Annotated in this window: 19 protein-coding genes and 3 pseudogenes; 9 read left to right on the top strand and 13 right to left on the bottom strand. The window is 72.9% G+C overall.

The genetic code is table 11. The annotated features are described in order from the left end of the window. Positions 1-576: 576 nt before the first annotated feature. The gene (locus EV371_RS29125) at positions 577-2,808 is read right to left on the bottom strand and encodes an ATP-dependent DNA helicase UvrD2 (RefSeq protein ID WP_486484835.1); all 2,232 of its coding nucleotides are present in this window, start codon (positions 2,806-2,808) and stop codon (positions 577-579) included. Positions 2,809-2,948: 140 nt separating this feature from the next. Between EV371_RS29125 and EV371_RS29130 the strand changes: the two genes are divergently transcribed. After that, positions 2,949-3,194, top strand: coding sequence for a mycoredoxin (locus tag EV371_RS29130; protein WP_130464865.1), 246 nt, complete (start codon positions 2,949-2,951; stop codon positions 3,192-3,194). A gap of 275 nt (positions 3,195-3,469) precedes the next feature. On the opposite strand, the pseudogene EV371_RS29135 reads toward EV371_RS29130, so the two are convergent. Further along, positions 3,470-4,648, bottom strand: a pseudogene (locus EV371_RS29135) (MFS transporter); the annotation flags it as partial. Between the two features lie 401 nt (positions 4,649-5,049). On the opposite strand from EV371_RS29135, the gene EV371_RS29140 reads away from it, so the two are divergent. Together EV371_RS29140 and EV371_RS29145 are read left to right on the top strand one after the other, a co-directional pair. Further along, positions 5,050-6,015: a Scr1 family TA system antitoxin-like transcriptional regulator gene (locus tag EV371_RS29140; RefSeq protein WP_130464867.1), complete on the top strand. Its 966-nt coding sequence runs from the start codon at positions 5,050-5,052 to the stop codon at positions 6,013-6,015. Between the two features lie 334 nt (positions 6,016-6,349). Further along, positions 6,350-6,583, top strand: a pseudogene (locus tag EV371_RS29145) (hypothetical protein); the annotation flags it as partial. Positions 6,584-6,919: 336 nt separating this feature from the next. On the opposite strand, the gene nudC reads toward EV371_RS29145, so the two are convergent. The 9 genes and pseudogenes from nudC to EV371_RS29190 form a co-directional block, all read right to left on the bottom strand. Continuing rightward, positions 6,920-7,861, bottom strand: a complete 942-nt coding sequence (gene nudC, locus EV371_RS29150) for an NAD(+) diphosphatase (RefSeq protein ID WP_130466296.1) — start codon at positions 7,859-7,861, stop codon at positions 6,920-6,922. A 17-nt stretch (positions 7,862-7,878) separates the two neighbouring features. After that, positions 7,879-9,204: an insulinase family protein gene (locus EV371_RS29155; protein ID WP_130464868.1), complete on the bottom strand. Its 1,326-nt coding sequence runs from the start codon at positions 9,202-9,204 to the stop codon at positions 7,879-7,881. Beyond that, positions 9,201-10,514, bottom strand: a complete 1,314-nt coding sequence (locus tag EV371_RS29160; RefSeq protein ID WP_130464869.1) for a M16 family metallopeptidase — start codon at positions 10,512-10,514, stop codon at positions 9,201-9,203. Before EV371_RS29160 ends, EV371_RS29155 begins: the two co-directional genes overlap by 4 nt. A 189-nt stretch (positions 10,515-10,703) precedes the next feature. After that, positions 10,704-11,642, bottom strand: a complete 939-nt coding sequence (locus tag EV371_RS29165; protein WP_130464870.1) for a hypothetical protein — start codon at positions 11,640-11,642, stop codon at positions 10,704-10,706. Between the two features lie 89 nt (positions 11,643-11,731). Then, on the bottom strand, positions 11,732-11,941 hold the full coding sequence (locus EV371_RS29170) for a hypothetical protein (protein WP_130464871.1): 210 nt from the start codon (positions 11,939-11,941) through the stop codon (positions 11,732-11,734). Between the two features lie 189 nt (positions 11,942-12,130). After that, a pseudogene (locus EV371_RS29175) lies at positions 12,131-13,637 on the bottom strand (DEAD/DEAH box helicase). 218 nt (positions 13,638-13,855) lie between these two features. Next, a complete protein-coding gene (gene cspE, locus EV371_RS29180) occupies positions 13,856-14,059 on the bottom strand; it encodes a transcription antiterminator/RNA stability regulator CspE (protein WP_101369720.1) in 204 nt (67 codons plus the stop codon). 282 nt (positions 14,060-14,341) lie between these two features. Next, positions 14,342-17,884 (bottom strand): ATP-dependent DNA helicase, encoded by a 3,543-nt coding sequence (locus EV371_RS29185; RefSeq protein WP_130464872.1) that lies wholly within the window; start codon positions 17,882-17,884, stop codon positions 14,342-14,344. Next, positions 17,881-21,336 carry an ATP-dependent DNA helicase gene (locus tag EV371_RS29190; RefSeq protein ID WP_130464873.1) on the bottom strand — a complete coding sequence of 1,152 codons (3,456 nt, stop codon included), beginning with the start codon at positions 21,334-21,336 and terminating at the stop codon, positions 17,881-17,883. Before EV371_RS29190 ends, EV371_RS29185 begins: the two co-directional genes overlap by 4 nt. 196 nt (positions 21,337-21,532) lie before the next feature. On the opposite strand from EV371_RS29190, the gene EV371_RS29195 reads away from it, so the two are divergent. Both EV371_RS29195 and EV371_RS29200 read left to right on the top strand, forming a co-directional pair. Continuing rightward, the gene (locus EV371_RS29195) at positions 21,533-21,889 is read left to right on the top strand and encodes a type II toxin-antitoxin system RelE/ParE family toxin (RefSeq protein WP_130464874.1); all 357 of its coding nucleotides are present in this window, start codon (positions 21,533-21,535) and stop codon (positions 21,887-21,889) included. Continuing rightward, the gene (locus EV371_RS29200; protein WP_130464875.1) at positions 21,886-22,206 is read left to right on the top strand and encodes a helix-turn-helix domain-containing protein; all 321 of its coding nucleotides are present in this window, start codon (positions 21,886-21,888) and stop codon (positions 22,204-22,206) included. Before EV371_RS29195 ends, EV371_RS29200 begins: the two co-directional genes overlap by 4 nt. 40 nt (positions 22,207-22,246) lie before the next feature. On the opposite strand, the gene EV371_RS29205 is transcribed toward EV371_RS29200, so the two are convergent. Further along, the gene (locus tag EV371_RS29205; RefSeq protein WP_130464876.1) at positions 22,247-22,537 is read right to left on the bottom strand and encodes a hypothetical protein; all 291 of its coding nucleotides are present in this window, start codon (positions 22,535-22,537) and stop codon (positions 22,247-22,249) included. Here EV371_RS29205 and EV371_RS29210 point away from each other — a divergent pair. The 3 genes from EV371_RS29210 to EV371_RS29220 all read left to right on the top strand — a co-directional run bounded on the left by EV371_RS29210 (position 22,507) and on the right by EV371_RS29220 (position 24,262). Next, positions 22,507-23,223, top strand: a complete 717-nt coding sequence (locus EV371_RS29210) for a DUF5753 domain-containing protein (protein WP_486484836.1) — start codon at positions 22,507-22,509, stop codon at positions 23,221-23,223. The genes EV371_RS29205 and EV371_RS29210 overlap by 31 nt on opposite strands. After that, the gene (locus EV371_RS29215) at positions 23,211-23,408 is read left to right on the top strand and encodes a DUF397 domain-containing protein (protein WP_130464878.1); all 198 of its coding nucleotides are present in this window, start codon (positions 23,211-23,213) and stop codon (positions 23,406-23,408) included. The genes EV371_RS29210 and EV371_RS29215 overlap by 13 nt, the downstream gene beginning before the upstream one ends. Positions 23,409-23,758: 350 nt before the next feature. After that, complete coding sequence (locus EV371_RS29220; RefSeq protein WP_130464879.1) at positions 23,759-24,262, top strand: hypothetical protein; 504 nt, start codon at positions 23,759-23,761, stop codon at positions 24,260-24,262. Between the two features lie 100 nt (positions 24,263-24,362). Here the strand turns inward: EV371_RS29220 and EV371_RS29225 are convergent, their stop codons facing one another. Beyond that, positions 24,363-25,214, bottom strand: coding sequence for an LOG family protein (locus tag EV371_RS29225; protein WP_130464880.1), 852 nt, complete (start codon positions 25,212-25,214; stop codon positions 24,363-24,365). Positions 25,215-25,383: 169 nt separating this feature from the next. Between EV371_RS29225 and EV371_RS33605 the strand changes: the two genes are divergently transcribed. Further along, positions 25,384-25,545 (top strand): hypothetical protein, encoded by a 162-nt coding sequence (locus EV371_RS33605; RefSeq protein ID WP_165436865.1) that lies wholly within the window; start codon positions 25,384-25,386, stop codon positions 25,543-25,545. Positions 25,546-25,657 lie beyond the last annotated feature (112 nt).

The following is a 25,657-nucleotide window of genomic DNA, read 5'->3' on the forward strand; positions in this document are numbered from 1 at the left end:
TTCGATCTCGTAGATCGCTGTTCCGACTTACTTTTGGTGCGGAAATGACTGAGGCCGCGGATCCCGGTGACGGGGTCCGCGGCCTCGAGGTGAGCCGGCTGGTCTGTGTTAGACCGGTCTCCCTCGAGGTCGAGCCCCGCTGACATCCACCCGCTTGACGCCGCCGCGGATGCCATTGCCCGTGAATCCATTGGTCCCCTGGTGCTCAGCAGCCGCGAGGGCCTGAACCAGCTCGGCCTGGGCCAGGACCTGGTGCGCCTGCGAACGCTGGAGGAGTTCAGTGATCAGCATGCCGCCGACCTCTGACACTCGAGCTGGGGCAGCAGGCAGCGCCCACGGTCGCTGAGTGACATAGGTCGTCTCCATTGGGGCCACCTCCTGACTCTCGCTCGTCGCCAACATCGGACTCATCCCCCTCTTGAACAGCCTGAAGGCGGCCGCTCGCGAGGTGTGCCATGAGGCTATTCCTCCCCCGGGCACGAGGGCAAACGAATTACGGCAAGATCGCGGAACTTTCTTCCGACACCCGTCGGCGGCTCCTCGGCCCAGCGCGGCGGCGACTCGGTCGGCCCGCCGTCAGGAGTCGGTCGACGCCTCCGCCAGCAGCACGTCGTCGACGCGCACACCGTCGACCAGTGCGAGAACCGCGTCGCCGTACAGGGCGACCTTGCGGGGACCGATCCCGGCGATGGCCAGGAGCTCCGCCGGGCGGCTGGGCCGGCGTTCGGCCAGCGCAAGCAGGGTGGCGTCGGTGAAGACCACGTAGGCGGGGACCTTCTGCGCCCCGGCGACCCGGGCCCGCCAGTCGCGCAGCCGGTCGAGGAGTCCCTCGTCCAGATCGGACGGGCAGTCCGCGCAGCGGCCGAGCTTACGGTCCGCGCCGGCCAGCAGGGTCGCCCCGCAGACCCGGCAGGAGACGACCACGCTACGCCGACGGTCGGGTTTCCGACTGCCCCCGGGCGCCTCGACGGTGCGCCCACCGCCGGAACGGTCGAACTGGGGCAGAAACCGGCACGGCCGCCGGGCGCGACCACCCGGCGAGCGCGCCGAGGCGTACGACAGCCAGAGCCACTCGCGGGCCCGGGTCACCCCGACGTAGAGCAGCCGGCGCTCCTCCTCCAGCTGTTCGGCGGTCTTCGCGTAGCTCGTCGGCAGCGTGCCGTCGGAGAGCCCGACCAGGAAGACCCCGTCCCACTCCAGCCCCTTAGCCGAGTGCAGCGAGGCCAGCGTCACCCCGTCGACCGTCGGCACGTGCTGCGCGGCCGCCCGCCGCCCCAGCTCGGCGCAGAAGTCCGCCAGCGTCACCGACCGCTCGACCACGGCAATCCGTTCGCTCGCGACTGCGGGGCTCGCAAGCTCACTCCTCGCACTCGCAGCAATCCGTTCCGCGCTCGTAGCGGCCTCGCCGATCGGCAGGAGCGCCGGGCTTGCCGCGTACTCCTCGGCGAGTCGGACCAGGGCGGCCAGCGCCTCCCAGCTCTCCCGGGCCGCGCCGCCCGGCGGGGGCGCATCGGGTACCCAGCCCACCGCGGACAGCGCCTCGACCACGGCCGGGACCAGCGGCGTGTTTCCCGGCGTCGAGCGGGTCGCGGCGCGGAGCGCGACAAGCGCCTGCCGGATCTCGGTCCGCTCGAAGAAGCGTTCGGCACCCTGGACCTGGTACGGCACCTCCGCCTCGGCGAGCGCCTTCTCGTACGCCTCCGATTGCGCGTTGGTCCGGAACAGCACGGCGATCTCCCGGGCCGGCGTGCCGGCGGCGATCAGGTCCCGGCAGCGCACCGCCACGGCGGCGGCCTCGGCCGGCTCGTCCGGGAAGATCCGCAGGTCCGGCTCGGCGCCCGGCGGTCGCTGCCCGACCAGTTCCAGCCGCAGTCGTGCCTCGGCGCCCCGGGCCTGCCGGATCACCGCGTTGGCCAACCCGACCACCTGCGGGGTCGAGCGATAGTCCCGGACCAGCCGGATCACCACCGACTCCCGGTGCTGTCGAGGAAAGTCGACCAGGTAAGCCGAGGTGGCACCGGTGAACGAGTAGATCGTCTGGCTGGCGTCGCCGACCACGGTCAGGTCGTCCCGACCGCCCAGCCAGGCGTCGAGCAGACGCTGCTGGAGCGGGTTGACGTCCTGGTACTCGTCGACGACGAAGTGCCGGTACTGGGCGCGGATCTGCTCGGCGACGTCCGGATGCTCCTCGATCCCCCACACCGCGGCGCGGAGCATGTCCTCGAAATCGATCACACCGTTGGCCCGTTTGACCTTCTCGTACCCGGCGTAGACCTCGGCCACCCGCGCCGGGTCGTGCGGGGTCTCGCGCAGCGCCTTGGCCGCCGCGACGACGTACTCCCCCGGCTCGATCAGGGACGACTTGGCCCACTCGATCTCGCCGGCCAGGTCCCGCGCGGCGGCCCGGTCGGCACGCAGCCCGGCCCGGGCGGCGGCCAGGGTGACCAACCTCACCTTGCTGTCCAGCAGCTCGGGCATCTCCCGACCGGCGAGCAGCCGGGACGCGAAGTACCGGAGCTGGCGCAGCGCGGCGCCGTGGAACGTCCGCGCCTGCACCCCCGGCACGCCGAGCGCGCCGAGTCGGGCCCGCAGCTCGGCGGCGGCCCGGGCGGTGAAGGTGACCGCGAGCACGTGCCGGGCGGCGATCTCCCCGGCTGTCACCCGGTACGCGATCCGGTGCGTGATCGCCCGGGTCTTGCCGGTGCCGGCGCCGGCCAGGATGCAGACCGGCCCGGCCGGAGCGGTCACCGCGGTGCGCTGCTCCGGGTCGAGTCCGGCCAGGATCCGTTCCACGCGCGAGTCAGCCACCACAGTAAGGAATCATGGCAGCCCCTCCCGACGTTGCACCTTTAGCCTGTGTGATCGGCAAACCCGTCCGATCCGGCGCCCGACCGGCCGAGCCGGCCGGACCTGGCTGGTAACGACTGACCACCGCGGAGGTCTCGACGATGTTGACGATGTATTCCACGCCCTGGTGTGGCTACTGCCACCGCCTCAGGTCGCAACTCGACCGGGAGGGCATCGCGTACACCGTGGTGGACATCGAGCAGGACCCGGCCGCGGCGGAGTACGTGATGAGCGTCAACGGCGGCAACCAGACCGTGCCGACGGTACGGTTCGACGACGGTACGGCGCTGACCAACCCGTCGATCGTCGACGTCAAGAAGCAGCTGGCCGCGCTCGCCGGAAGCTGACCGGACCGGCGGTGGGCCCGCCGCGGGCCCACCGCCCCGCGCGTCGCTCAGCGGAGCTTCGATCCCGGGGCCGGCAACGCCCCCGGGGATCCGCCGGACGGTGACACCGGCCCGCCGCCGGACGGAGCAGGCACCGGCCCACCGCCGGACGGAGCGGCGGACGGAGTGGGAGTGGGGACGGCCGGGGTGGCGACGGTCGGGATGTCGGGGAGGATCACGTCGGGGGCCAGCACACCCGGGGACGCCTCGGGCCGGGCCGCCACACCGGTGGCGGAGGGCGCGGAGAGCCCCCGACCCGCCCAGAGGTATCCGGCCGCCACCGTCATCACCACCGCGATCACCACGAAGAGCAGCCGGTAGTCGACGAAGCCGACCAGCAGTGCCCCGGTGCCGATCGAGATCGCCTGCGGACCGCTGATCAGCGCCTCGGCGGCGGCGGTCACCCGGCCGAGCAGCGCCCCCGGGGTGCGGCGCTGGATCAGCGTGTTCAACCCGACGAACGCGATCGGCAGGCCGAAGCCGAGCAGTACCAGGGCGACGAAGGCCAGCCCCATCGTCGGATACGCCAGCAGCAGCGCGCCGGGCGCGAAGAGCGCCACCCCGACGGCCAGCGCGGCCAGCTCGCCGAACCGGCGTACCACGGCCGGGGAGGAGAGTCCGCCGAGCACCCCGCCGATGCCCTGCACCGTGACCAGTACCCCGACGAAGCCCGGTTCCCGGCCCAGCCCCTGGTCCACGTACGCAAAGATCAGTGACTCGCTGAACCCCATCACCAGTACCGCCAGTGCGCCGCCGACGACCGCCCGGCGCAGCGCCGGCTCGCCGACCATGTGCCGCAGCCCGGCACCGACCTCGGTCGCCCAGCGGAGCTGGGCCGGGCCGGGACTCCGCTCGGCGATCCGCAGTGCGGAGACCGCGCAGGCGGCGGCGACGAAACCGAGCATGCCGACGGTCGGCAGGGTCCAGCCGCCGGCACCGGTGTAGAGGGCCGCCCCGGCCAGCGGACCGACCAGCCGAAGTCCCTGTTTGACGGTCTGCAACGCGCCGTTCGCCTGGGCCATCAGTTCCTCGGGGACGATCTGCTTGATCAGCCCGTTGAGTGTCGCGCCGAGGGCGACGTAGGAGAGCCCGTACAGGGCGCCCACGACGTAGATGATCCAGACGTCGGTGCGGTCCCGGACCAGGAACAGCGGGGTGAGCACCACCGCGGTGGCGAGGTTGGCGACCAGGAAGAACGGCCGGCGGCGAAACCGGTCGACCACCCAGCCGACGATCGGGGCCAGGGCCATCGGCGCGACCATGGCGAAGATGGTGGCGCCGGCCATGCCGTCCGAACCGGTCAGGTCCTTCACCCAGACGGCCAGCGCCAGCAACATGATCGACTCTGCCGTCATGCTGAAGACGAGACCGGCGAAGAGCAGCCGGAAGTCGGGGTGACGCAGGATGGTTCGCATGCGAGGGGGTCCCTTCGGGGTGGCTGCGAGCCGCTCGGGGACCGCGGGCACCCGGATTTCCATGATCATCGTCGACGGGTGGACGCGGACGCCGGGTCGCCCGCGGCGGCTGTTCGCCGTACTGATGAGGGGCGTTTCGGGGGCGGCGTACGGCGCGGTCGTCGTTGTGAGAAATGGTCGCAGTCGATGGTGGCGGGGTGGCTGGTCGCACTCGAAACTCGATCGGCTATCCGACGGCGGCAGCCGGAGGTGCTCCGGAAAGCCACCTCCATTTAGACACGCCGTTACCATTCGACGGCACGCCGTGAAGTACGAACGGCATACTGGACCGCCAGGAGCGCGACCTGGACGGTCCGCACCTGCCCGGCGACGGGCTCGACGCGATCGAGAGCGAGGATCCAGTGCCTCCTGCTCAACCCAGCCCGATCCTGCGGCGGCGCAGGCTCGGCACGGAACTGCGCAAGCTGCGGGAGTCCGCCAAGCTCACCGGCGACCAGGTCATCGAGGCGGTGGGCTGGGCGTCGGCTTCCAAACTGTCCCGGCTGGAGAACGGCCGCAGCCGACCCGACCTGCGCGATGTCCTCGACCTGCTGGATCTCTACCAGGTCACCGGAGCGTTGCGGGACGAACTGACCGCGATCACCAACGAGGCCGGCGACATCCGGGGTTGGCTGCGCTCCTACGCCACCATGACGCCACGGCAGCGCGGCTACGCCGAACTGGAGGCCGGCTGCGCGGAGATCCGCGAGTACAGCCCGGTGATCGTGCCGGGCCTGCTGCAGACGAAGGCGTACGTCAACCTGCGGATCCTCTCCTCACGACAGTTGGTGGACGACCCCGACGCCGAGGACGCCGAGACCGAGGTGGCCGCCCGGATGGCCCGGCAGTCGCTGCTCACCCGCGAGCCGGAGCCGCCCCGCTACTCGGCGGTGATCGAGGAGGCCGCGCTCGGCGGCCGGGCCGGCCCGCGTGAGGTACTGCGCGCCCAACTGATCCAGTTGCGCAAGCTCGCCGGGCTGCCCAACGTGACGCTCCAGGTGCTGCCCACCGAGCAGACCATCGCGGCCTGGTACCTGCCGCACACCGGGTTCTCGCTCTACCGCTTCGCCGAGCCGCAGGATCCGGAGACCCTGGCGATCGAGGGGCTGGCCACCAACCTGATGGTGACCGAGCCGAGGGAGATCGCCACCTATTCGAGGGTCTTCGACTGGCTCCAGGCCGCGGCCCTCACTCCGGAGGAGACGATCATCTGGCTGACCGAGCGGGCGGGTCAGCGCTCGTCGGCCCTGCGGAAGCCGACGAGCCGCGATCCCGGGATGCCGCCCAGCCAGCGCAGTCGCCGCGCGGGGCGGCTGACCGAACAGTAGTCCCGGCCGGCACCGCAGCCGGGAGGCGTACACACACGAGTCGCACACAGAGTCCGTTGCCGCCGGCTTCCGTCTCGGGAGCCGGCGGCCCTGTCGTAACCGGGCGGGAACGGGCTGCGACCTGCGTAAACCGGCACCGTGCCGCCGCGTGGCCACCGGTCGGGTGGCGCTCCGGTCACCTGATCGGACGACCGACTACTCCAATCGGCGCGTTTCACTTGCCCACCGGGCAAATATGGGTGAACATAACCGAGAGGAACGTGGAAGTTCCACGCAATGACTTCGTTAGGTAATCGCAGGATCATCGTTCCGTCACCGGCCTTCGGAGACACCCATGCGGTTTCTAATCGTTCGCACGGATATCCGTGCCGCCGCAGACGACGAGCTGGCCGCCGCCTGGGCGCAGGGGGAGCGCCTCCGCGACGAACAGATCTCTCCGGAACAGCGCCGCCAGATCGTCCGCGCCGAGGACCGGGACGCCGCCCTGCTGCTCGCCCGGGCACTGTCCAGCGTGGGCGCGGTCCGATCCGGACGGCAGCGGGTCAAGGTGGTGCCGGTGGGCGAGCCTGACCGGCGACAGCGCAACAATCCGTTCCGGGACCGGGCCGCTGAGCCGGCCCTCCCCGTCGACCACCACGGGCCGGCCCCGGCCGGGTTCGCCCCGCCGACCGGCGGGGAGCCTCGCCCCAGCAATCTCGGCACACCGTCGAGGTTCGGTTAGACGACCGTCGTCGGCCGGGTGGCGTCCCCCGCCACGCACCATGCCTGGCCCGGCAACGACGGCCTATGATCTTGGCCCGTGATCGTCGCGGCAACGACGGTCGCGGGCCAAGATTCTGGGCGGGCCACGATGCAGAACGGGCCACGATGCTGGGCCGGCCAAGATGCTGGGCGGCCCCGGAGACTAGCGGGCGTTCTCCAGCCAGCTGCGGATCAGGAACAGCGCGATCGACGACGGCGGCGGCAACCCCAGGCGCAGCCCGTCGTCGACCTCGACCGCCTCCCCGGCCAGCACGGCGGCGATCTCCCGCCGGTCGAACCAGCCCGCGTGCGCGATCTCCGCCGCGTCCAACCGGATCGGTTGCTCCGGGTCGGCGAGGGCGAAGAAGCCCAGCATCAACGAGCCTGGGAACGGCCAGGCCTGGCTGGCGACGTACCGGATGTGCTGCGGGACCAGGCCGACCTCCTCGGTGACCTCCCGGACCACCGCGTCCTCGGCCGACTCGCCCGGCTCCACGTAGCCGGCCAGGCAGGAGTACCGGCGCAGGGCCCGCTCGGACCGCCAGGCCGCGTTGTTGCCGAGCAGGCACCGCCCGCCCGGGCCGGAGACCCCGTCGTGCACCAGCACGATCATCGCCGGATCGGTACGCGGCCAGAGCTGGTTGCCCGCCTCGTCCCGCCGGGACCAGCCCGCGTCCCCGGCCACCGTGGAGAGACCGGTCAGCGACGAGTACGGGTGCCGGGCGTGCCAGTTCGCCAACGCCACGGCGGTGGTGAACAGGCCGGCGTCCCGGTCGCTGAGCAGATGCCCGACCTCGCGCAGGCTCGCCGGCCGGGTGCCGACGAGCTCCGGCAGCGGCGCGTCGACCGCGAAGACCGGTACCCCGTCCGGCTCGACGCCGAGGAAGAACCGGCCGCCCGGCCCGCTGTCCCGAGCCGCGTCCGGACCGAACAGGACCAGCTCGGGCTTGTCACCGGCCGAGCCGACCAGGGTACGGCCGCCGTCCACCATCAGCACCCTGGCCCGCTGCCAGGCGTCGGCCAGCCACCCCGGGTCGGTACGGCGGTGCGCGGCCCGGTCGAGCGTGGACCTGGCCAGCGGCGGATGGCCGGCCGGCAGGTCCATCGGCGGTGGACCGGAGGTCACGGCCCGGCGGCCTCGGTGCGGACCGGTCCCAGCACCGCGAGCGGCGCCTCGACCGCACCGGCGTCGCCGAGCGCCACCGTGACCGCCCGGGCCGGAGCCAGGTACTTCGCCGCCGCCACCGCCACGTCGTCCCGGGTCACCTTCGCCAGCCGGGCAGCGTGCTCGGCCAGGAACTCCAGACGCAGCCCGGAGCCGGCGTACGCGCTGGCCACCGCCGCCAGCCCGGCCTGGGTCGAGATGCCGAGTTGGAGGGTGCCGAGGGCGTACTGGCGGGCCTGCTCCAGCTCGTCCTCCTTCGGCGGCAACGAGGCCAGCCGACCCAACTCGTAGATCGTCTCCAGCAGGGCCGGCCCGGTCACCTCGGTGGCGACCTCGGCCGAGACCACCAGCGCGGAACCCGCGACCGAGTGCTCGATCGTCGAGTGCGGGCCGTACGTGTAGCCCTTGTCCTCGCGGATGTTCTCCACCCAGCGGGAGGAGAAGTAGCCGCCGAAGACCAGGTTGGCCAGTTGCAGCGCGGCGTGGTCCGGATGGGTGCGGGGCACCGCCGGCAGCGCCAGCCGGACCGACGACTGCACCGACCCGGGCCGGTCCATCAGCAGCAGCGGCCCCGCCTCCAGCGGTGGGGTCGGCGGCAGTTCACCCGGGGCGCCGTCGCCGGTCCAGTCGCCGAGGGCCCGCTGCACCGCGTCCAGCGCCTTGTCCGGCTGCACGTCGCCGACCAGCAGCAGGATCGCCCCGGCCGGCCGTACCCGGGCGGCGTGCAGGCTGCGCAACGCCGCTGGCCGGACCGCCTCGACCTGCTCCGGCTCCGGGGTCTGCACCGCGTACGGGTGCCGGCCGTACATCCGCTTCAGCAGTGCCTTGCGGACCAGGTGGGTCGGCTGGCTCTGCGCCATCCGGATCCCGTCGATCAACCGGGACCGCTCGGTGGCGACCTCGTCGTTCGGGTAGCTGGCCCCGGTCAGCACCTCGGCGAGCAGCTCCAGGATCCGGTTCAGCCCGGTCGAGAGGCCCGTGCCGGAGATCATCAACCGGTCGGCGTCCGCCCCGGCGGAGAGCCCGCCGCCGACCTTCTGCAACTCGGCGGCAAGCTGCACCGAGGTCATCGTCGCGGTGCCGGAGAGCAGCGTCTGGGACATCATCAGTCCCCGGGCCAGGTGGGCCCGGCCGAACGGCAGCCAGAGCCGCAGCTCCACCAGCGGTACCGCCGGCCGGCGCAGCACGATCACCGTCAGCCCGTTGGGCAGGGTCTGCTCGACCTCGCGGGGCAGCTTGAGCTTGCGGTTCGGCCCGAGCGGGGGCAGCGTACGGACGGTCACCTGACACCTCCACCGGGAACGACCTCGACGGCGGCCCGGCGCTGCGGACGCAGTGTGGCGGCCGCCGCCCGCACCTGCTCCTCGGTGACCTCGCCGACCAGTCGGGGCAGCTCGCCCAGCAGCCCAGGATCACCCCGTTGCTGCTCCAGCACCGCCATCTGGAGCGTGCGGCCGAGCACCGCGTCGGTCTCCCGGAGCAGGTGGGTGGCCATCCGCGCCTGGGTCCGGGCCAGCTCGTCGGTGGCCAGCCCGTCGGTGGCGAGCCGGTCGAGTTCCTCGTCGACGGTCCGCAGCACCTTCTCCACCTCACCGCCCGGCGGCAGGTGTGCCTGCAGCACCAGGGCGGTCGGGTCCCGTACGTCGAGCGGGTCACCCATCAGCCCGAGGTAGCCGCCGACGCTGGTCACCGAGCGGTCCCGCAGCACCAGCCGCTCCACCAGCCGGGACGCGTCGCCGTCGGTGAGCACCTCGGCCAGTACCACGTACGGCAGATAGCCGGCGAAGTCGCCGATCGGGTCCGGCACCCGCCACGCCGCCGCCACCGCCGGCAGCGGCGCCAGCCGGTCGGTGTACGTCTGGCGCCGCTCCCCGGTCAGGTCCGGCTCGGCGAAGTCGGGCCGGGCCGGCGCGGGCCGCGCCGGTACGTCCGCGAAGTGCCGCTCGATCAGGGCCGTCGCCTCCGCCACGTCCAGGTCACCGCCGACCGCCAGTACGGCGTTTCCGCAGGCGTAGTACCGGTCGAAGAAGTCGGTCGCGTCCGCGATGCTGGCACTTTCCAGGTCGTCGAAGGAGCCGTAGCCGTCGTGCGCGTTGGGGAACGTGTCGAACATGACCGGCGGCAGCCGCAGCCAGGGAAAGCCGCCGTACGGCCGGTTCAGCACGTTGACCCGGATCTCCTCCTTCACCACGTCGACCTGGTTGCGGAGGTTCTCCTCGGTCAGCCGCGGCCCGCGCATCCGGTCCGCCTCCAGGAACAGCGCCCGCTCCAGCGCGTTGCTCGGCAACGTCTCCCAGTAGTCGGTGTAGTCCAGGTGGGTGGAGCCGTTGAAGGTCCCGCCGGCACCCTGGATGTGCCGGAAGTGCGCCAGCTTCTCCAGGTTCTCCGAGCCCTGGAACATCAGGTGCTCGAAGAGGTGCGCGAACCCCGTCCGGCCCTCCGGCTCCGACCGGATGCCCACGTCGTAGACGACCGCCACGCCGACCACCGGGGCGCTGCGATCCGGAGCCAGCACCACCCGTAGGCCGTTGTCGAGGGTGAACCGCTCGATTGAATGTTTCGTCGCTGGAATTCTCGATCTTCCCGCCGCCACGAACCGACCCTAGCGCGTCCGCTCACCGCCGGTGGCAGCCCTCGGGGTACCCGCATGCGGCGCGGGGTGCCGGCGCGAGCCGTCAGGACGTCGCTCAGAGATCCCTGGCTCCCGACGACGACACCTCCGCCGTCGCACAGCCCACCCCACGATCCCGCTCGGGCAAGATCCGACGGGCTCGAAGCTGCCTCAGACGGGCCGGACCGAGGCGAGGGCGTGCTCGATCACCCAGTCCAACTCCCGGTGGGTGCCGGGTATGGAGATGTAGAGGACCGCGACCGTGGACCGTCCCACGTCGATGCAGGCGACGGCGGCCAACTCGTCGGTGGCCCGCAACCGCGGCCGGTTGAAGTGCAGCCGGAACACCGACACCCAGGCCGGCCGCCCGCCCAGGGTGCTCCGGCCGTCCCGGATCGGCTCCAGCCGGTTCGGCTGCGGGTAGTACTCGGACCGCACGTCGGCGGTCACCTGCCGGCCCACGCACTCCAGGTCGAACGTGAGCGCGTCGTTCTCCGCCGCCGGTACCGCCGCCGACAGGATCGAGGCGTGGTAGTCGCTGAAGCCGTCGTACTCCCGCTCGGTGACGAAGTGCTGCCCTACCTTGTACGGCACCTCCAGCGTCCCGGCGCTCCACACCGTCCGCCACGGTTGCCAGGGCGCGCCGTAGGTGGCGTACGAGATGCCGGCCTCCGGGTCGACGGTCCGCTCCCCGTTCAACGGCTGACCCGGTCCGGCCGGTGGCACGACGGGATCGGGCTCCGGCGCTCCCGGCCCGGGCGATCCCGGTCCCCCCGGCGTCGGCGTGGCCTGGCCCGACGAGCCGGGCGGCGGGCACTTCCGGGCCAGTGGCGGCCGCACGTCGGTCGGTGCCTCCGGCCGGCTCCACAGCGGGTCGACCCCGCCGGAGACGGTCAGCGCCAGCACCACCACCAGGCCGATCACCAGTACGCCGCCGGCCGCCCCGGCGAACCACCACAGCCGACGGTCCCGGCTCCGGTTGCCGGGTGGCGGCTCGGGCTGCTCTGGTGCCGGAGCGGGCAGGCCGATCCGGGTGACCGCACCCGCCCCCCACGCGGCTCCGGGCCGGGCCTCGGTACCGTCGGTCGCACGCGGGACGTTAACCGGCATGCTTCTAGTCAACACCACCGGCAGCCCGGCCAGCCGACCCGGCGGGCACGCCCTCCGGCCAGTCGACGCCCACGGGTGCGTCCCTCCGGTCAGCCGTCCCCGGCGACGGTCATCCCGGTCTCGTTCCCGGACGACCCCACCGGGGAGTGCATCTCGACCACCTCGACCTTGGACGCTCCGGCGGCCAAGCCGTACCACGGGGTGAACGCGACGAGCGTGGCGAGGAGCAGCCCGCTGGCCGCGAGCGCGAGTACCACCAACAACTCATGTGTCGAGCCCTGACCGACACGCACGGTCATCGCAACCTCCCCCATCGCGACCCACCCCCGTGGCCGCTGGTTCCCCAGGACAGGATGGCCGGTCGATGGTTAGCCCGCAGTCACCCATCGGACCCGATCAGGTGTATTCGCGGGCATAGTTGCCCTGACCGATCGGAGCACCGGTCGTGCCACCCGCTCGGGACACGTCAGCAGGGGGTCGACGCGGCATCACACCGTGTCACGACACGGACTTTCCACACGGGAAGGTCGGGAGAAAGCGGTGGGCTCAGCCGACCTGGAGAGGTCGGGGAGAAGGGAGAGGTCGGGGAGGGTGGTGGGCTCAGCCGACCCGGCGGAGCCGACGCGAGCGCGCCGCCCGGCGGGCCCCGCCGGTCCCGGCCGGAGGCTTCGACACCGCCGCCGAGGCCGTGACCGCCGGTGCCGACCGGGCCGTGGACGCGGGTACCGGACGGGCTGCCGTGCGGGCCGCGGGCACGCCTGTCGTGCGGGCCGCCGAGGCGGCTGCCGGCCGGGCGGTGGACGCCGGAACCGGGACTCCGGACGGGGAGCGCGCTCCGGTGAGCCGTACCAGTGCCGGGTCACCGGGGCGAACCGCCACGGTCTCCGGCCTGATTCCGGCGTCGTCGAGGAGTCGCGCCACCTCACGGCGCTGCTCGGGTAGGACCAGGGTCACCACCCGGCCGGACTCGCCCGCCCGGGCCGTCCGGCCGCCCCGGTGCAGGTAGTCCTTCGAGTCGGTCGGCGGATCGACGTTCACCACCAGGTCGAGCCCGTCGACGTGGATGCCCCGGGCCGCCACGTCCGTCGCCACCAGGGCGTTCACCTGGCCGGACTTGAACTGCTCCAGGGTACGGGTCCGCTGCGGCTGCGACTTGCCGCCGTGCAGGGCGGCCGCCCGTACGCCCCGGGTCAGCAACTGCCGGGCCAGCCGGTCGGCGCGGTGCTTGGTACCGACGAACATGATGACCCGGCCGTCCCGGGCCGCGATCTGCGCCGTCGCCGTCGTCTTGTCCACGGCCTCCACCTGGAGGACGTGATGGCTCATCGCGGTGACGGTGGCGGTCGTCGGGTCGACGGAGTGCGACACCGGGTCGGTGAGGAAGCGGCGGACCAGCCGGTCGACGCCACGGTCCAGGGTGGCCGAGAAGAGCATCCGCTGCCCGCCCGGCGCGACCTGACGCAACAGGTCGGTGACCTGCGGGAGGAAGCCCATGTCGGCCATCTGGTCGGCCTCGTCGAGCACCGTGATGGTGACCTCGTTCAGCCGGCAGTCGCCCCGGTCGATCAGGTCGGCGAGCCGCCCGGGTGTGGCGATCACCACCTCGGCGCCGGCCCGCAGCGCCGCCGCCTGCCGGTTCAGCGACAGTCCACCGACCACGGTGGCGCAGCGCAGCCCCAGCGTGCGGGCGTACGGGGCGAGGGCGGTGGTCACCTGCTGTGCCAGCTCCCGGGTCGGGACCAGGACCAGCCCGAGGGGGCGGCCCGGCCGGGCCCGGCGCCCGGCGGTACGGGAGAGCAGGGGAAGGCCGAACGCGAGCGTCTTGCCGGAGCCGGTACGGCCCCGGCCGAGTACGTCCCGGCCGGCCAGCGAGTCGGGCAGCGTGGCCGCCTGGATCGGGAACGGGGTGAGAATGCCGTTCTCGGTCAACGCCGCGTGCAGTCCGGCGGCCAGCGACACGTCGGCGAAAGAGTGGACGGTGGTACGGGTCATCATGGACCTTCCTCGATGCGGTACGTGTCGAGGAAGGTCACCGGCGACCACCACCGGCGGCTCGGCCACCGGCGGCGGTGCGCCCGGTGACCGCAGCCACGGACCGGGAAACACGCGGGAGCCAGCCCGTGCCGTCGGGCGCGGGCTGGCCGCGTCACCACGCCGGTCTGGGCGCGGTGGTCGAACGTCGTCTCTGGGCTGACGCCACAGAGGGCGCTGGGTCAGATCGGACGGATGTTCTCCGCCTGCGGGCCCTTCTGGCCCTGGGTGACCTCGAACTCCACCCGCTGGTTCTCGTCCAGGCTGCGGTAGCCGGAGCTCTGGATCGCGGAGAAGTGGGCGAAGACGTCGGCGCCGCCGCCGTCCGGGGTGATGAAGCCGAAGCCCTTGTCGGCGTTGAACCACTTCACGGTGCCAATTGCCATGTGTTTCGTCTCCTGACGGAACGTTCGGTCCGCACCTGTTGCGGACCGGTTTGTTGCCCACCAAACCGGTGGGCGGCTGTCGCTCTGGTCGCCCCGCCCGGAGAACTCCGGACATAACAAAGAGCGCCTACGGTCACAATCCCGCAGGCGCACACAGAGTCTCTGGGAACCAAAACTGCAACGCCGCAACGTTAGCACACCACCGGCCCGGCCGCGCAGATTCCGGCAGACCGACCCAGCAGATCCCGGCAAGGGATCGGGCGACCCGGCCTCGGCGAGGCGTCAACCGCCCGTCGCCGCCTCCGGCACCTGCGCCACCAGCGCGGCCAGGCCGTCGGCATCGAGCAGGTCCGCCGGACGTACCGTCAGGTTGTCCCGTACGTAGTGGAAGGCCGCCCGGACCCGGTCGACCGGTACCCCCGCCAGTTCCGCCCAGGCCAGCCGGTACGCCGCCAACTGCACCGCGGCGGCGTCCGCCTCGACCCCGGTCGGCTGCCGGCCGGTCTTCCAGTCGACCACGTCGTAGCGGCCGCCGGGAAGGGTGAAGACGGCGTCCATCCGGCCCCGGACCAGCAGCCCGCCGATCGACGTGGCGAACGGCACCTCCACCTCGACCGGTGTGCGCTCGGCCCACTCGCTGGCCAGGAACCGCTCCTGCAACTCGGCCAGTGCCTCGTCCGGCGCGGCATTCGAGTCTGCTGCCCCGGGAAGCTCATCGACGTCGAGCAGTCGACTGATCCCGTACCGCTGCTCCAGCCAGGCATGGAACGCGGTGCCCCGCCGGGCGTACGGCTCGGGCCGCCGGGGCATCGGCCGGCGCAGCGCGCGGGCCAGCGCCGACGGGTCCCGGCGCAGCGCCACCAGTTGCGAGACCGACAGGTGGCCGGGGAGCGCCACCTCGACCGGTCCGGAGCGGTGGGCCAGCATGTCCCGCTCGGCGAGCAGCAGTTCGGCCTCGCGCCGCCATGCCGCCGCAGCAGCCGCCGCCTCCGGGTCCGGCTCGACCACCACCTCCGCCGCCGACGCGTCACCCGCCTCCACCGCCACCGCTTCCACCGCCACCGCCTCCGCCGGCGCCGCCTCCGCCGGCGCCGCCTCCGCCGCCTCCGCCTCGGCTGAGGTGTTAGGAAGGGCCCCCGCATCCACCGAAAGCGATAAGAAGGGGCCCTTCCTTTCGTCTTCGGCGATGAGGCGGCGGACCAGGGCGGCGGCTTCGGCGAGTGCCGGGCGGCGGGCGCCCAGCGGGTCGGCCGGCCACTCGGCCCGGAGCACCACCTCGGTGGTCGGGTTGCTGGCGTCCGCCGCCGGCTCGGCCGCCCAGGCGTCGACCACGAAGCCGCTCTCGCCGGCCTCGGGCGTGGTCAGGCACCACTCGTACACCTCGGAGAGGAACGTCGACGGGCCGCGCGGTCGCTTCGTACCCTCGCCCCACCAGTAGCCGGAGCAGAGCAGCAGCCGGCGCGGCCGGGTCACCGCCACGTACGCCAGTCGGCGTTCCTCCCGCTCGTCGTGCGCCCGCCAGTCGTCGGTGAAGGTGGTCAGCGCCCGGGCCACCGCCTTCTGGTCGTCGGCGTCGGCCAGGGCCAGTTCGGGCAGCCCGTCCGCGTCGCCGCGCAGCGGGAACGGCAGCACCCCGAGGCCACGCAGGTAGTGGTCGGAGCCCCGGACGGTACCCGGCCAGACGCCCCGGCTCAGCCCGGCCACCGAGACGACGTCCCACTCCAGGCCCTTGGCGGCGTGCGCGGTGAGGACCTGCACCGCTCCCTCCACCACCTCCACCTCGCCCGGGGAGAGTCCCCGTTCCTCGTCCTCGGCGGCGGCGAGGAAGGCCAGGAAGGCGTGCAGCGGCGCACCGGCCGAGTCGCCGGCGAACCGGGCGGCGACGTCGCCGAGCGCGTCCAGGTGCCCCCGGGCCAGGCCCGCGTCGCCGCCCCGGCCGTCGCTGCCGGCGCGTACCGCCACCTCGACGTCGAGGCCGATGGTCCGCTCGACGTCCGCGAGCAGGTCCGGCAACGGCTGGTCCAGGCGGTGCCGGAGCAGGCCGAGTTCCTTGGCGTACGCCCGCAGCCGGGCATAGCCCTCCGCCGAGTACGCCTGCGCCGGCCCCAGGTCCGCCAGCGCCTCGACCAGCGTCGCCTCGTCCAGCCGGTCGGTGACGATCTCCGGCTCGGTGTCGTCGTCGGACCGGGGCAGTTCCCGCCGGGCCCGGGCGATCGCGGTGGCCCGGCGGTGCAGGGCCACCAGGTCGCGCGGGCCGATCCGCCAGCGTGCCCCGGTCAGCAGCCGGAGCAGCGCGGCACCGTCGGTCGGGTCGGAGAGCACCCGCAGGGTGCAGACCACGTCCCGGACCTCGGGGGTGTCCAGCAGTCCGCCGAGCCCGACCACCTCGACCGGCAGTCCCCGGTCCCGCAGCGCCGCCTCGATCGCCGGGATCTGGCTGCGCAGCCGGACCAGGACAGCCGTCGTCGGCCGGGCCAGCACCGGAATCTGCTCCGGCAGCGCGTCCGGCATCCGGGCCGCGCCCCGCCAGGCGGCGAGGATGCTGTCCGCGATCCAGTCGGCCTCGTCGGCGTACGTGTCGAGCAGTGCACAGTGCACCGTGCCGCCGGCGTACCCCCGTCCGGTGCGGCCCGGGATCGCCTCGTCGACCCGGAACGCGGCGGCCAGCTCGGCGACCTGCGCCCCGGCCGCGCGCAGCGGCGCGGCGAGCCCGTTGGCGACGTCCAGGATCTGTGGGCGGTTCCGCCAGCTGGTGCTGAGGGTCCGCACCTGGGCCGGCGTCCCGTCGGGCTGGGCGAACTCGGTCGGGAACCGGTCCAGGGTGCCGGCGCTGGCCCCCCGCCAGCCGTAGATCGACTGGCACGGGTCACCGACCGCGGTGACCGGGTGGCCGCCGCCGTAGAGGGAGCGGAGCAGCACCACCTGGGCGTGGCTGGTGTCCTGGTACTCGTCGAGCAGCACCACCCGGTAGCGCCCGCGCTCGATGGCGCCCACCTCCGGGTGGTCCCGGGCCACCCGCGCCGCCCGGGCGAGCTGGTCGCCGAAGTCCATCGCCTCGAAGTCGTCCTTGCGCTGGGCGTACGCCCGGACCAGCGGCAGCAGCCGCAGCCGGAGCTGCTGGACGTGCAGCGCCCGGCGTACGTCGGCGTAGACCCGGCCGGGTCGGGACTGCACCTCGGCGAAGAACCGGCCCGTCCAGGCGGCCAGGTCGTCCGGGGTGACCAGGTGCTCGGCCAGGTCGGCGGCGAGCGCCAGCACGGCGTCGGTGACGGTGCTCGGCTGCCGCTCCACCTCGGACATGTCCCCGTCGTGGTTGCGCACGATCGAGTCGACGATCTGCCAGCGGGACGCCTCGGTGAGCAGCCGGGTCGACGGCTCGTACCCGCCGCGCAGGCCGTGCTCGGTGACGATCCGGGCCGCGTACGAGTGGTACGTCGCCACGGTCGGCTCGCCGCCGAACGGGTCGTCGTCGCTGTTGCGGCTGTTCCGGCCGAGCCGGCGCACCAGTTGGCCGAGCCGGGTCCGGATCCGGGTGCCGAGTTCCCCGGCCGCCTTCCGGGTGAAGGTGAGGCCGAGGACGTGCCCGGGTTCGACGTACCCGTTGGCGACCAGCCAGACCACCCGGGCGGCCATCGTCTCGGTCTTGCCGGAACCGGCCCCGGCGACCACCAGCAGCGGCTCGACCGGCGCCGAGATGATCGCGGCCTGCTCCAGGGTGGGCGCCGGTAGCCTGAGCAGCTTGGCCAGCTCGACCGGGGTGTAGCGCGGTCCGGCGTCGGCGACCCGCTGGGTCGGCGTCGAGGTGAACAGGGAGGGCTGGCTCACCGGCGCTCCCCGCCGCCGCGCTGGCCCGGCGGCTTCGGCACGGCGGCGTCCGGGCGGCGCCGGGTGGGCGGCTCGACGACCTGCCGGCCCTGACCGGAGATCGGGCAACTGCTGCGCACCGGGCAGACCCGGCACTTCGAGTTGGCGACGGCGGAGAAGGTGGCCGCCGCCATCGTGTCGGCGGTACGCCGGACCATCGCCCGGGCCCAGCTACCCGAGTCCTCGGCCGCGACCGGCGGCTGGACCTGCTCCCTGGCGTCCTGCGCCGACGTGCCGAGCTGCACCAGCGCCGCCCCGCCGGACTCCGACCCGGCACCGAGGTCGGCGAAGGCGCCCGCCTCCACCGCCGCCTGGTACGCGCCGAGCTGCGGATGCTCGGCCAGCTCCGAGGCGGTCACCGCGGTCGACTTGCCGGTCTTCAGGTCGATCACCACGAGCCGGCCCTCGGCGTCCACCTCCAGCCGGTCCACCCGGCCGGTCAGCTCGATCGGGCGCCTCGGGTCGTCGAGGCGCACCGCGAACTCGTGTTCGATGGCGAGCAGCCGGCGCGGGTTGCCGGCCAGCCAGCGCAGCAGCTTGTCCACCATCACCTCGGCGCGGGCCCGTTCGGTGCCGGCCATCCACCGGGCGGCGAGTTCGATCACGTCGAACCGGGCCGTCACGTACTCCAGCAGTTTGCCCCGGTCGGCGCTGGCGTCCTCGGCGAGCATCGCGGCGGCGTGCACCAGGTTGCCCACCCCCTGGGCGGAGCTGGCCGGCGCACGCCCGCCGTGCCGTTCCAGCAGCCAGCGCAGGCTGCACCGCAGCGCACTCTCCATCCCGGACGGGGTGACCCGGACCGGCTCACCCTCGTCGACCAGCGGCCGGTCGTCGGAGAGCGGTCGCAGCCCCCACCAGTCGTCGGGATGCGCGCCCGGCACCCCGGCGACGGCCAGCCGGGCCAGCTCCGCCGCCGCCGCGCGCCGCCTGGCCGGTGACGCCTCCGGGTCGGTGACGGCGGTACGCAGCTCCGCGACCAGCGCCGGCAGCGTCAACGCCCGCGGCGGTCGCCCCACCGGCAGCACAGCTGTAAGGAAGGGCCCCCCGTTATCGTTCTCGGTAGCTGAAGGGCCCCCTCCCAACACCTCGACCTCGACCTCGACCTCGGCGTCGGCGTCGGCGTCGGCGTCGGCGTCGACCGTCGGGCCGAGTTCGTAGAGGAAGCGGCTCGGCTGCTCCTCGTGGTCGGCCACCCCGACCGCAGCCGAGGCGACCGCGCTGACCAGCAGCCTGCGCCGGGCCCGGGTGGCGGCGACGTAGAAGAGCCGCCGCTCCTCGGCCAGCATCGCCGAACTCTGCCCGACCAGTGTTGCCGCGACGCCGGCCCCCTCGCCCCGGCCGGCGAGCAGGTCGACCAGCCGCTCCGAGCCGAGCAGGCTGCCGCGCAGCCGCAGGTCCGGCCAGATCCCCTCCTGTACCCCGGCGACCGCGACCAGGTCCCACTCCAGCCCTTTCGCCGCGTGCGCGGTGAGCAGGCGTACCGCCTCGCCCCGGTCGGCACTCGGCGCCAGGGTGTCCGCCGGCAACTGCTGCCCGAGCACGTGGTCGAGGAAGACCTCGGTACGCGCCCCCGGCAGCCGGTCGACGAACCGGGCCGCCGCGTCGAAGAGTACGACGATCGCGTCCAGGTCCCGGTCGGCGGCGGCGACCCGCCAGCGCAGCCCGCTGTCCTGGGCCCCGGCGCCGGTACGGGCCCGGGCCAGCGCGCCGGACCAGCGCTCGGCGAGCCCGCTGGCCCGCCACACCGTCCAGAGCACGTCCTCGGCGGTCGCCCCGGGCACGGCGGCGGCCTCCCGGGCCGCGGTCAGAAGGTTCGCCACCGCCTGGGCCGGTGCCGCCCAGCGGCGCTCGATGGTGAGCAGGTCGCGCGGGTCCCGCAACGCCTCCACCAGCAGGTCCCCGGAGGGGCGCCGGTCGCCGCCGGCCAGTGCCAGCGCCCGCAGCCCCTGCCGGAGCCGCCGCTCGGCCAGCGGATCGGCGCCGCCGAGCGGCGAGTGCAGCAGCGTCACCGCCGCCTCCTCGTCCAGCCGCTCCGGTTCGAGCGCGCAGCGCAGCAGCAGCAGGAACGGGGCCACCGCCGGTTGCAGGTGCAGCGGCAGGTCCTCGGCGTGCACCACGGTCGGCACCCCGACGGTGTGCAGCGCGCGCTGCAACGGCGGAAGTTGCAGCGTGGTGGAGCGGAGCAGCACCGCCATCCGCGACCAGGGCACCCCGTCGAGCAGATGCGCGGAGCGCAGCGCGTGCGCCAGGTAGGCCGCCTCGCTGGTGCCGGAGCGGAAGGTGCGGATCTGGACCGTCCCCGGCTCGGCGTCCGGCACCGGGTGCAGGTCACGATGGGCCACCGGCCCGCGCAGCCGCCGCGCCAGCCGCCGGGTCGCGGCCAGCAGCTCCGGACCGCTCCGGTACGACGTGTGCAGCACCAGCGTCCGGGCCACCGCCCCGGAGACGGTACGGAACCGGTGCGGGAAGCTGTGCACGATCTCCGGGTCGGCGCCCCGGAAGGCGTACGTGGACGAGTCCGGGTCGGCGAACGCCACCAGTGGCTTGCCACCGCCGGCCACCAGGTGCAGCAGGTCCACCTGGGCCGGGTCGGTGTCGGCCAGCTCGTCGACGTAGACGTACGCCAGCCGGGCCCGTTCGGCGTCGAGCAGGTCGGGATCGTCGGTGAGCAGGCCGGAGGCGGCCCGGACCAGTTCGGCGGGATCGTAGGCGACCGAGCCCCGGGTGGTGACGTCGCGCAGCGCGAGCACCGCCACGTACTGCCGGAGGAACCGGGCGGCGGCCGGCCAGTCGGCCCGGCCGAGCTTCTCGCCGAGCCGGGCCAGCTCGACCGGGCCGACGCCCCGCTCGGCGGCCCGCATCAGCAGGTCGCGGAGCTGTTCGGCGAAGGCCCGGGTACGCAGGGCCGGCCGCAGCTCCGCCGGCCAGCCGACCGGGTCGTCGAGTTCGTCCCCGCTCTCCGGCTCGGTCTCCTCGCCGCCGATCACCCCGAGCAGTTCCCGGATGATCAGATCCTGCTCGGGACCGGTGAGCAGTCGCGGGGACGGCTCGCCGCGATCCGCCGCCGACCTGCGCAGCAGCCCGAAGGCGTACGCCGGGAAGGTCCGGACCAGCGGCTCGTGCACTACCCGGTTGCTGTCCTCGGCGATCCGGGCCTCGATCCGGTGCCGCAGCGCGGTGGCCGAGCGGCGACTGAACGCGAACACCAGGATGCGTTCCGGGTCGACGCCCTCGGCGACCCGGGCCACCACCGCCTCGACCAGGGTGCTGGTCTTACCGGTACCCGGTCCACCGAGGACCAGCAGCGGACCGTCGGTGTGTCCGACCACCTCCCGCTGCCCGGGGTCGTCGTGTCGCGCCGGCCCGGCCTCGGCCGGCCGACGAACCAGCCGGTACGCCTGCACGCCGCCCATCACACCACGCCGCCCCGACGGACCCTCCGCAGGTACGCCCGGCGCCGCGCGCCGATCGCACCGGCGGGTACCGGCGGAGTCGGGGCACAGCCCGCTCGACGGAGCGTTCAGGGACCGCGAGAATCGGATGAGGACTTTAGGATATTCTTAACTCGTCCACCATCGAGAGGGCAAAGACGTGGAGTGGGAGATCTTGATGACTGCACAGGTCGAGAGGTTCCTCGATGATCTCTACGAATCGGATCGGAACAGCCACCGCCTCGTCAACCAGGCCATCCTCGTCTTGGAGCGGAACGGCCCAGCGGAGGGACGTCCACTCGTGGATACCGTGTCTGCATCGCGGATCGCCAACTTGAAGGAGTTGCGTCCGCCGTCCACTGGCCGTACGGAAGTCAGAATCCTGTTTGTGCTTGACCCGTGGCGGTCAGCGATCCTACTCGTAGCCGGTGACAAGGCAGGGCAGTGGAAACGGTGGTACCAGAAAGCAATTCCTGAAGCCGAGGAGTTGTACGCGACGTACCTCAAGGAGCGCGAAGAGGAGAGCGGACGATGAGCGAGGTTCGACGCTGGCGTGAGTCTGGTCATCTGGAGCGCGCAGTCGAGACGGCAGGCGGTCCCGAAGCCTTTGCGGCCAGCCTGGGTCGGATGCTTGACGAGGCACGCGGCTGGCGCCTGGCCGACATGCGCAAACGACGAGGACTGACCCAGGAACAGGTAGCGATCCGGATGGGAGTCTCAGTCGCCCGTGTGTCACAGATCGAGAGCGGCGACTTCTCCACCCAAGAGGTACTCAGCCGCTACGTGGCTGCCCTTGGCGGGACGCTCAAGCTCATCGCCGACTTCGGCGACGAGCAGATGAAGGTCGCCTAGAGCCGCCACGTCACTCGCAGACACCTCCGCCCCCTGTCGGTCATCCACGTTGACCGGCTGGATCGCGCTCGGCCTGCGGGCCCGGCACCCAGCCGACGAAGCGTACGCAGACGGCCACCGGGTCGAGGTTGGGTGAGGTGGCGAGGAGGTCGCACAGCGCCCGATGCAGGTGCCCGGTGAGGTGGACCAGGAGTTTCGCCCGGGCCCCCCGGTAGGCGTGCAGCAGGTTCAGCCGGGCCGGTTGACACGGCCAGGGGGCGGCGCAGGTGCGGCAGAGGTACCTCGGCCGGGTCGGCACGTGTGGCCGACGGCGCGCGAGCGGCGGATTCATCGCTCGGCCCGGTTATCCGCAGTTCTGGGCGGTGGTTGACGCCCGGCCGGATCCCCCAGCCGCGCCACCGGACGGCAGTGGCCGAGCTGCTCGGCCGGGACGTCGGCGAACTCTGGCCGGACGTCCTCCGGCGGCGGGAACTCGAATGGTTCCGCCCATGGGCCGACCTCGAACGGGAGGCCACCTCGCTGCGGTCGTTCCAGGCGTCGGTGCTGCCGGGCCTGCTCCAGACCGAGGCGTACGCCCGCGCGGTGCTCGGCAGCGGACCGCTCGGCGGCGACGAACTCGACCTGCACGTGGCGGCCCGGCTCAAACGCCAGGCGGCGGTCTTCGACCGGCCCAAGCCACCGCTGGCCGTCTTCGTGGTGGACGAGGCGGCGTTGCGCCGGGGCGACCCGGAGATCATGCGCCCGCAGCTCGACCACCTGGTCGAGATGGCCCAGCGCCCGTTCGTGATGGTGCACGTGTTGCCGCTCCGCGCCGGCCTGCATCCCGGCCAGGCCGGGGCGTTCGTCATCGCCAGCCTGGACGACCGACCCGACGTCGCCTATCTGGACGACCAGGCGGAGGGGCGGATGACCAGCGACGTTGCCGCGCTCTGGCGCACCTGGGACACTGTGAGGTCGGTGGCGCTGCCGCGCGACCAGTCGATCGCACTCCTGAGGGCACGAGAATGGTTGACCTGACCGGCGCCCGGTGGCGCACCAGCACCCGCAGCAGTTCCAACGGTGGCGACTGTGTCGAGGTGGCCGACAACCTGCCCGGCCGGGTGCTCGTCCGGGACAGCAAACACCGCGACGAGGCCACCCTCGCCTTCACCCCCGCCGCCTGGCGCAGCTTCGTCCGCGAGGTGGCAGCCCGGCCGTCGTGACCGGCGGCCTCCTGGTTGCCGCGGTGAGAGTTTGAGAGGATGTCGGCCGAACCGGGTGCCTGACGTCCGAGCGCCGGACAGCCCTGATCGCTCCCCAAGCGGCAGACGCTCCACCGGCGCCGCTGCTGGGTCGGACCTTGCCGAGCGCTGTCGTCGCACCCTTGAGCAGGTCGACACATCCCTCGGAGGACTCCTTGTACACCCCCCCTACCCCACCTGGGTTCCAGGCATCCGGCCCTGGTCAACCGCCGGCACAGGCCCCGATCACCGCGTACCCGCTGTCGCCCACCCCCGGGCAACCGCCGGCACCACCACCCGGGGTGGCGCAACCGCCGGCATCACCACCTGGAGTGGCGCAGCCGCCGGCCCGGCCGACGGCGCTCTACCTCGTACTCGCCCTCGTTCTGTTGGGCAGCCTGCTGACGTTCGTCGACTGGTACCTGGATCGGCGGGTCCTGACCGTGATGTTCCTGGGCAACGGCGACATGGACCGCCTCCTGCCCACGTTCACGACCGGGCGGCTCGTCGGAAGCGTGCTGGGCGTCGTCGTGGCACTCGGGCTCTCCGTACTGACGTTCCTCGGCCTCAACTGGGCACGGGTCCTCCTCGCCCTCACCTGCCTCGGCTTCGCCGTGGTGAACATCGGTGCCGCCATCGGCGCCGGTTTCACCCTGGTGGCGGGTCGGGGCGCGTTCAACGAGGGCGGGGACGCCACCTCCACCGACGTCTCGATCCTGAACGGTGCTTCGTTGGCCAACGACGTCGTGCTTCTGCTCCTCGTCCTCGTCTGCGCCGGCATCCTCTTCTTCGGCAAGACCAAGGCCTACACGAAGGCGAGAGCCGGCACCCGCTAGGCGAGAGTCGACCCGGCGCTCCTGCCAGATAGCCCGCGTCCGGTGCAGGCCCGTGATCGGAGGCGCACTAGCCGGAGGTCAGCCAGTGCAGATCGCCGGCTCAGCGGGTGTCGCGTGCCCGGGAGGCCGACTGCTGGGCCGCCTCGGCCTGGGCTATCGCGCTCTCCTGGAGCGCCTCCTGCTCGGCGGCGAGCGCCGTGTCCGCCTCCACGATGTGCCGGACGGCCGCGTTCACGTCGTCGGTGAGGATGATCAGTTCGAGGTCGGCCGGGCCGATCTTCCCGTCGGCGGCGAGGGTGTCCCGGAGCCAGTCGAGCAACTTGCTCCAGTACGCCGTACCCATCAGGACCACCGGGAACCGGGTCACCTTGCCGGTCTGCACCAGGGTCAGCGCCTCGAACAGCTCGTCCAGGGTGCCGAAGCCGCCGGGCAGCACCACGAACGCCTGGGCGTACTTGACGAACATGGTCTTGCGGGCGAAGAAGTACCGGAAGTCGATCGCGAGGTCGACCCAGTCGTTGATGCCCTGCTCGAACGGCAGTTCGATGCCGAGCCCGACCGACAGCCCGCCCGCCGCCGAGGCGCCCCGGTTGGCGGCCTCCATCACACCCGGCCCGCCCCCGGTGATCACCGCGTAGCCGGCGGCGGCGAGTGCCGCGCCCAGCTCCTCGGCCAGCACACACTCCGGGCTGTCCGGCTTGCTGCGGGCCGAGCCGAAGACGCTGACCGCCGGAGGCAGGTCGGCCAGGGTGTCGAAGCCCTCCACGAACTCGGAGAGGATGCGCAGCGCCCGCCAGGCGTCCTTGGTCTTCCAGTCTGCCCGGCTGCGGGAGTCGAGCAGCCGCTGGTCCGCCGTACTCATCGGGATGGCCTCGCGGCGCAGGGTGACCGCACCCCGATGCCGTTCCGGTCCGCGACCCCGGCCGCCGTTTCGCCCCTCGCTGTGGTTCATGGGGTACACCGTAATCCGGTGGACGACGACCGGGGTGGCGTGATCCGGTACGGCGCAGGACAAACTCCGGCGCCGGTGCAACCACGGGGCTGGCGGACGTCTTACCAATCACAGAGGGGAACGCGCGGCGCCCACACCACGGCCGCGCAATCTTCGGGGGGCAACGGTGATGACCAGCGGGGAGATCATCCGACTTCGACGACAGATGCAGCGCCGGATCCTGGCGGTGGTTGCGGAGCGCCGGATGGCGCGCAACGCCGCGCCGGTCGGCGCCGTGGACGACCCGGGGGCGGAGCAGGAATCGCGTACGCAGCAGCACGTCGACGGGTAGTCCGCCGACCGAGTATCACGGGGAAGCCGGTGCCGGCCGGCGGCACAGGGGCCACCGCCAGCCGGCACCGGACACCGACGTCGACGCGTTGCGGACGTCCCGCGAGGCGGAC

It is taken from the genome of Plantactinospora sp. CNZ321 (assembly GCF_004217235.1).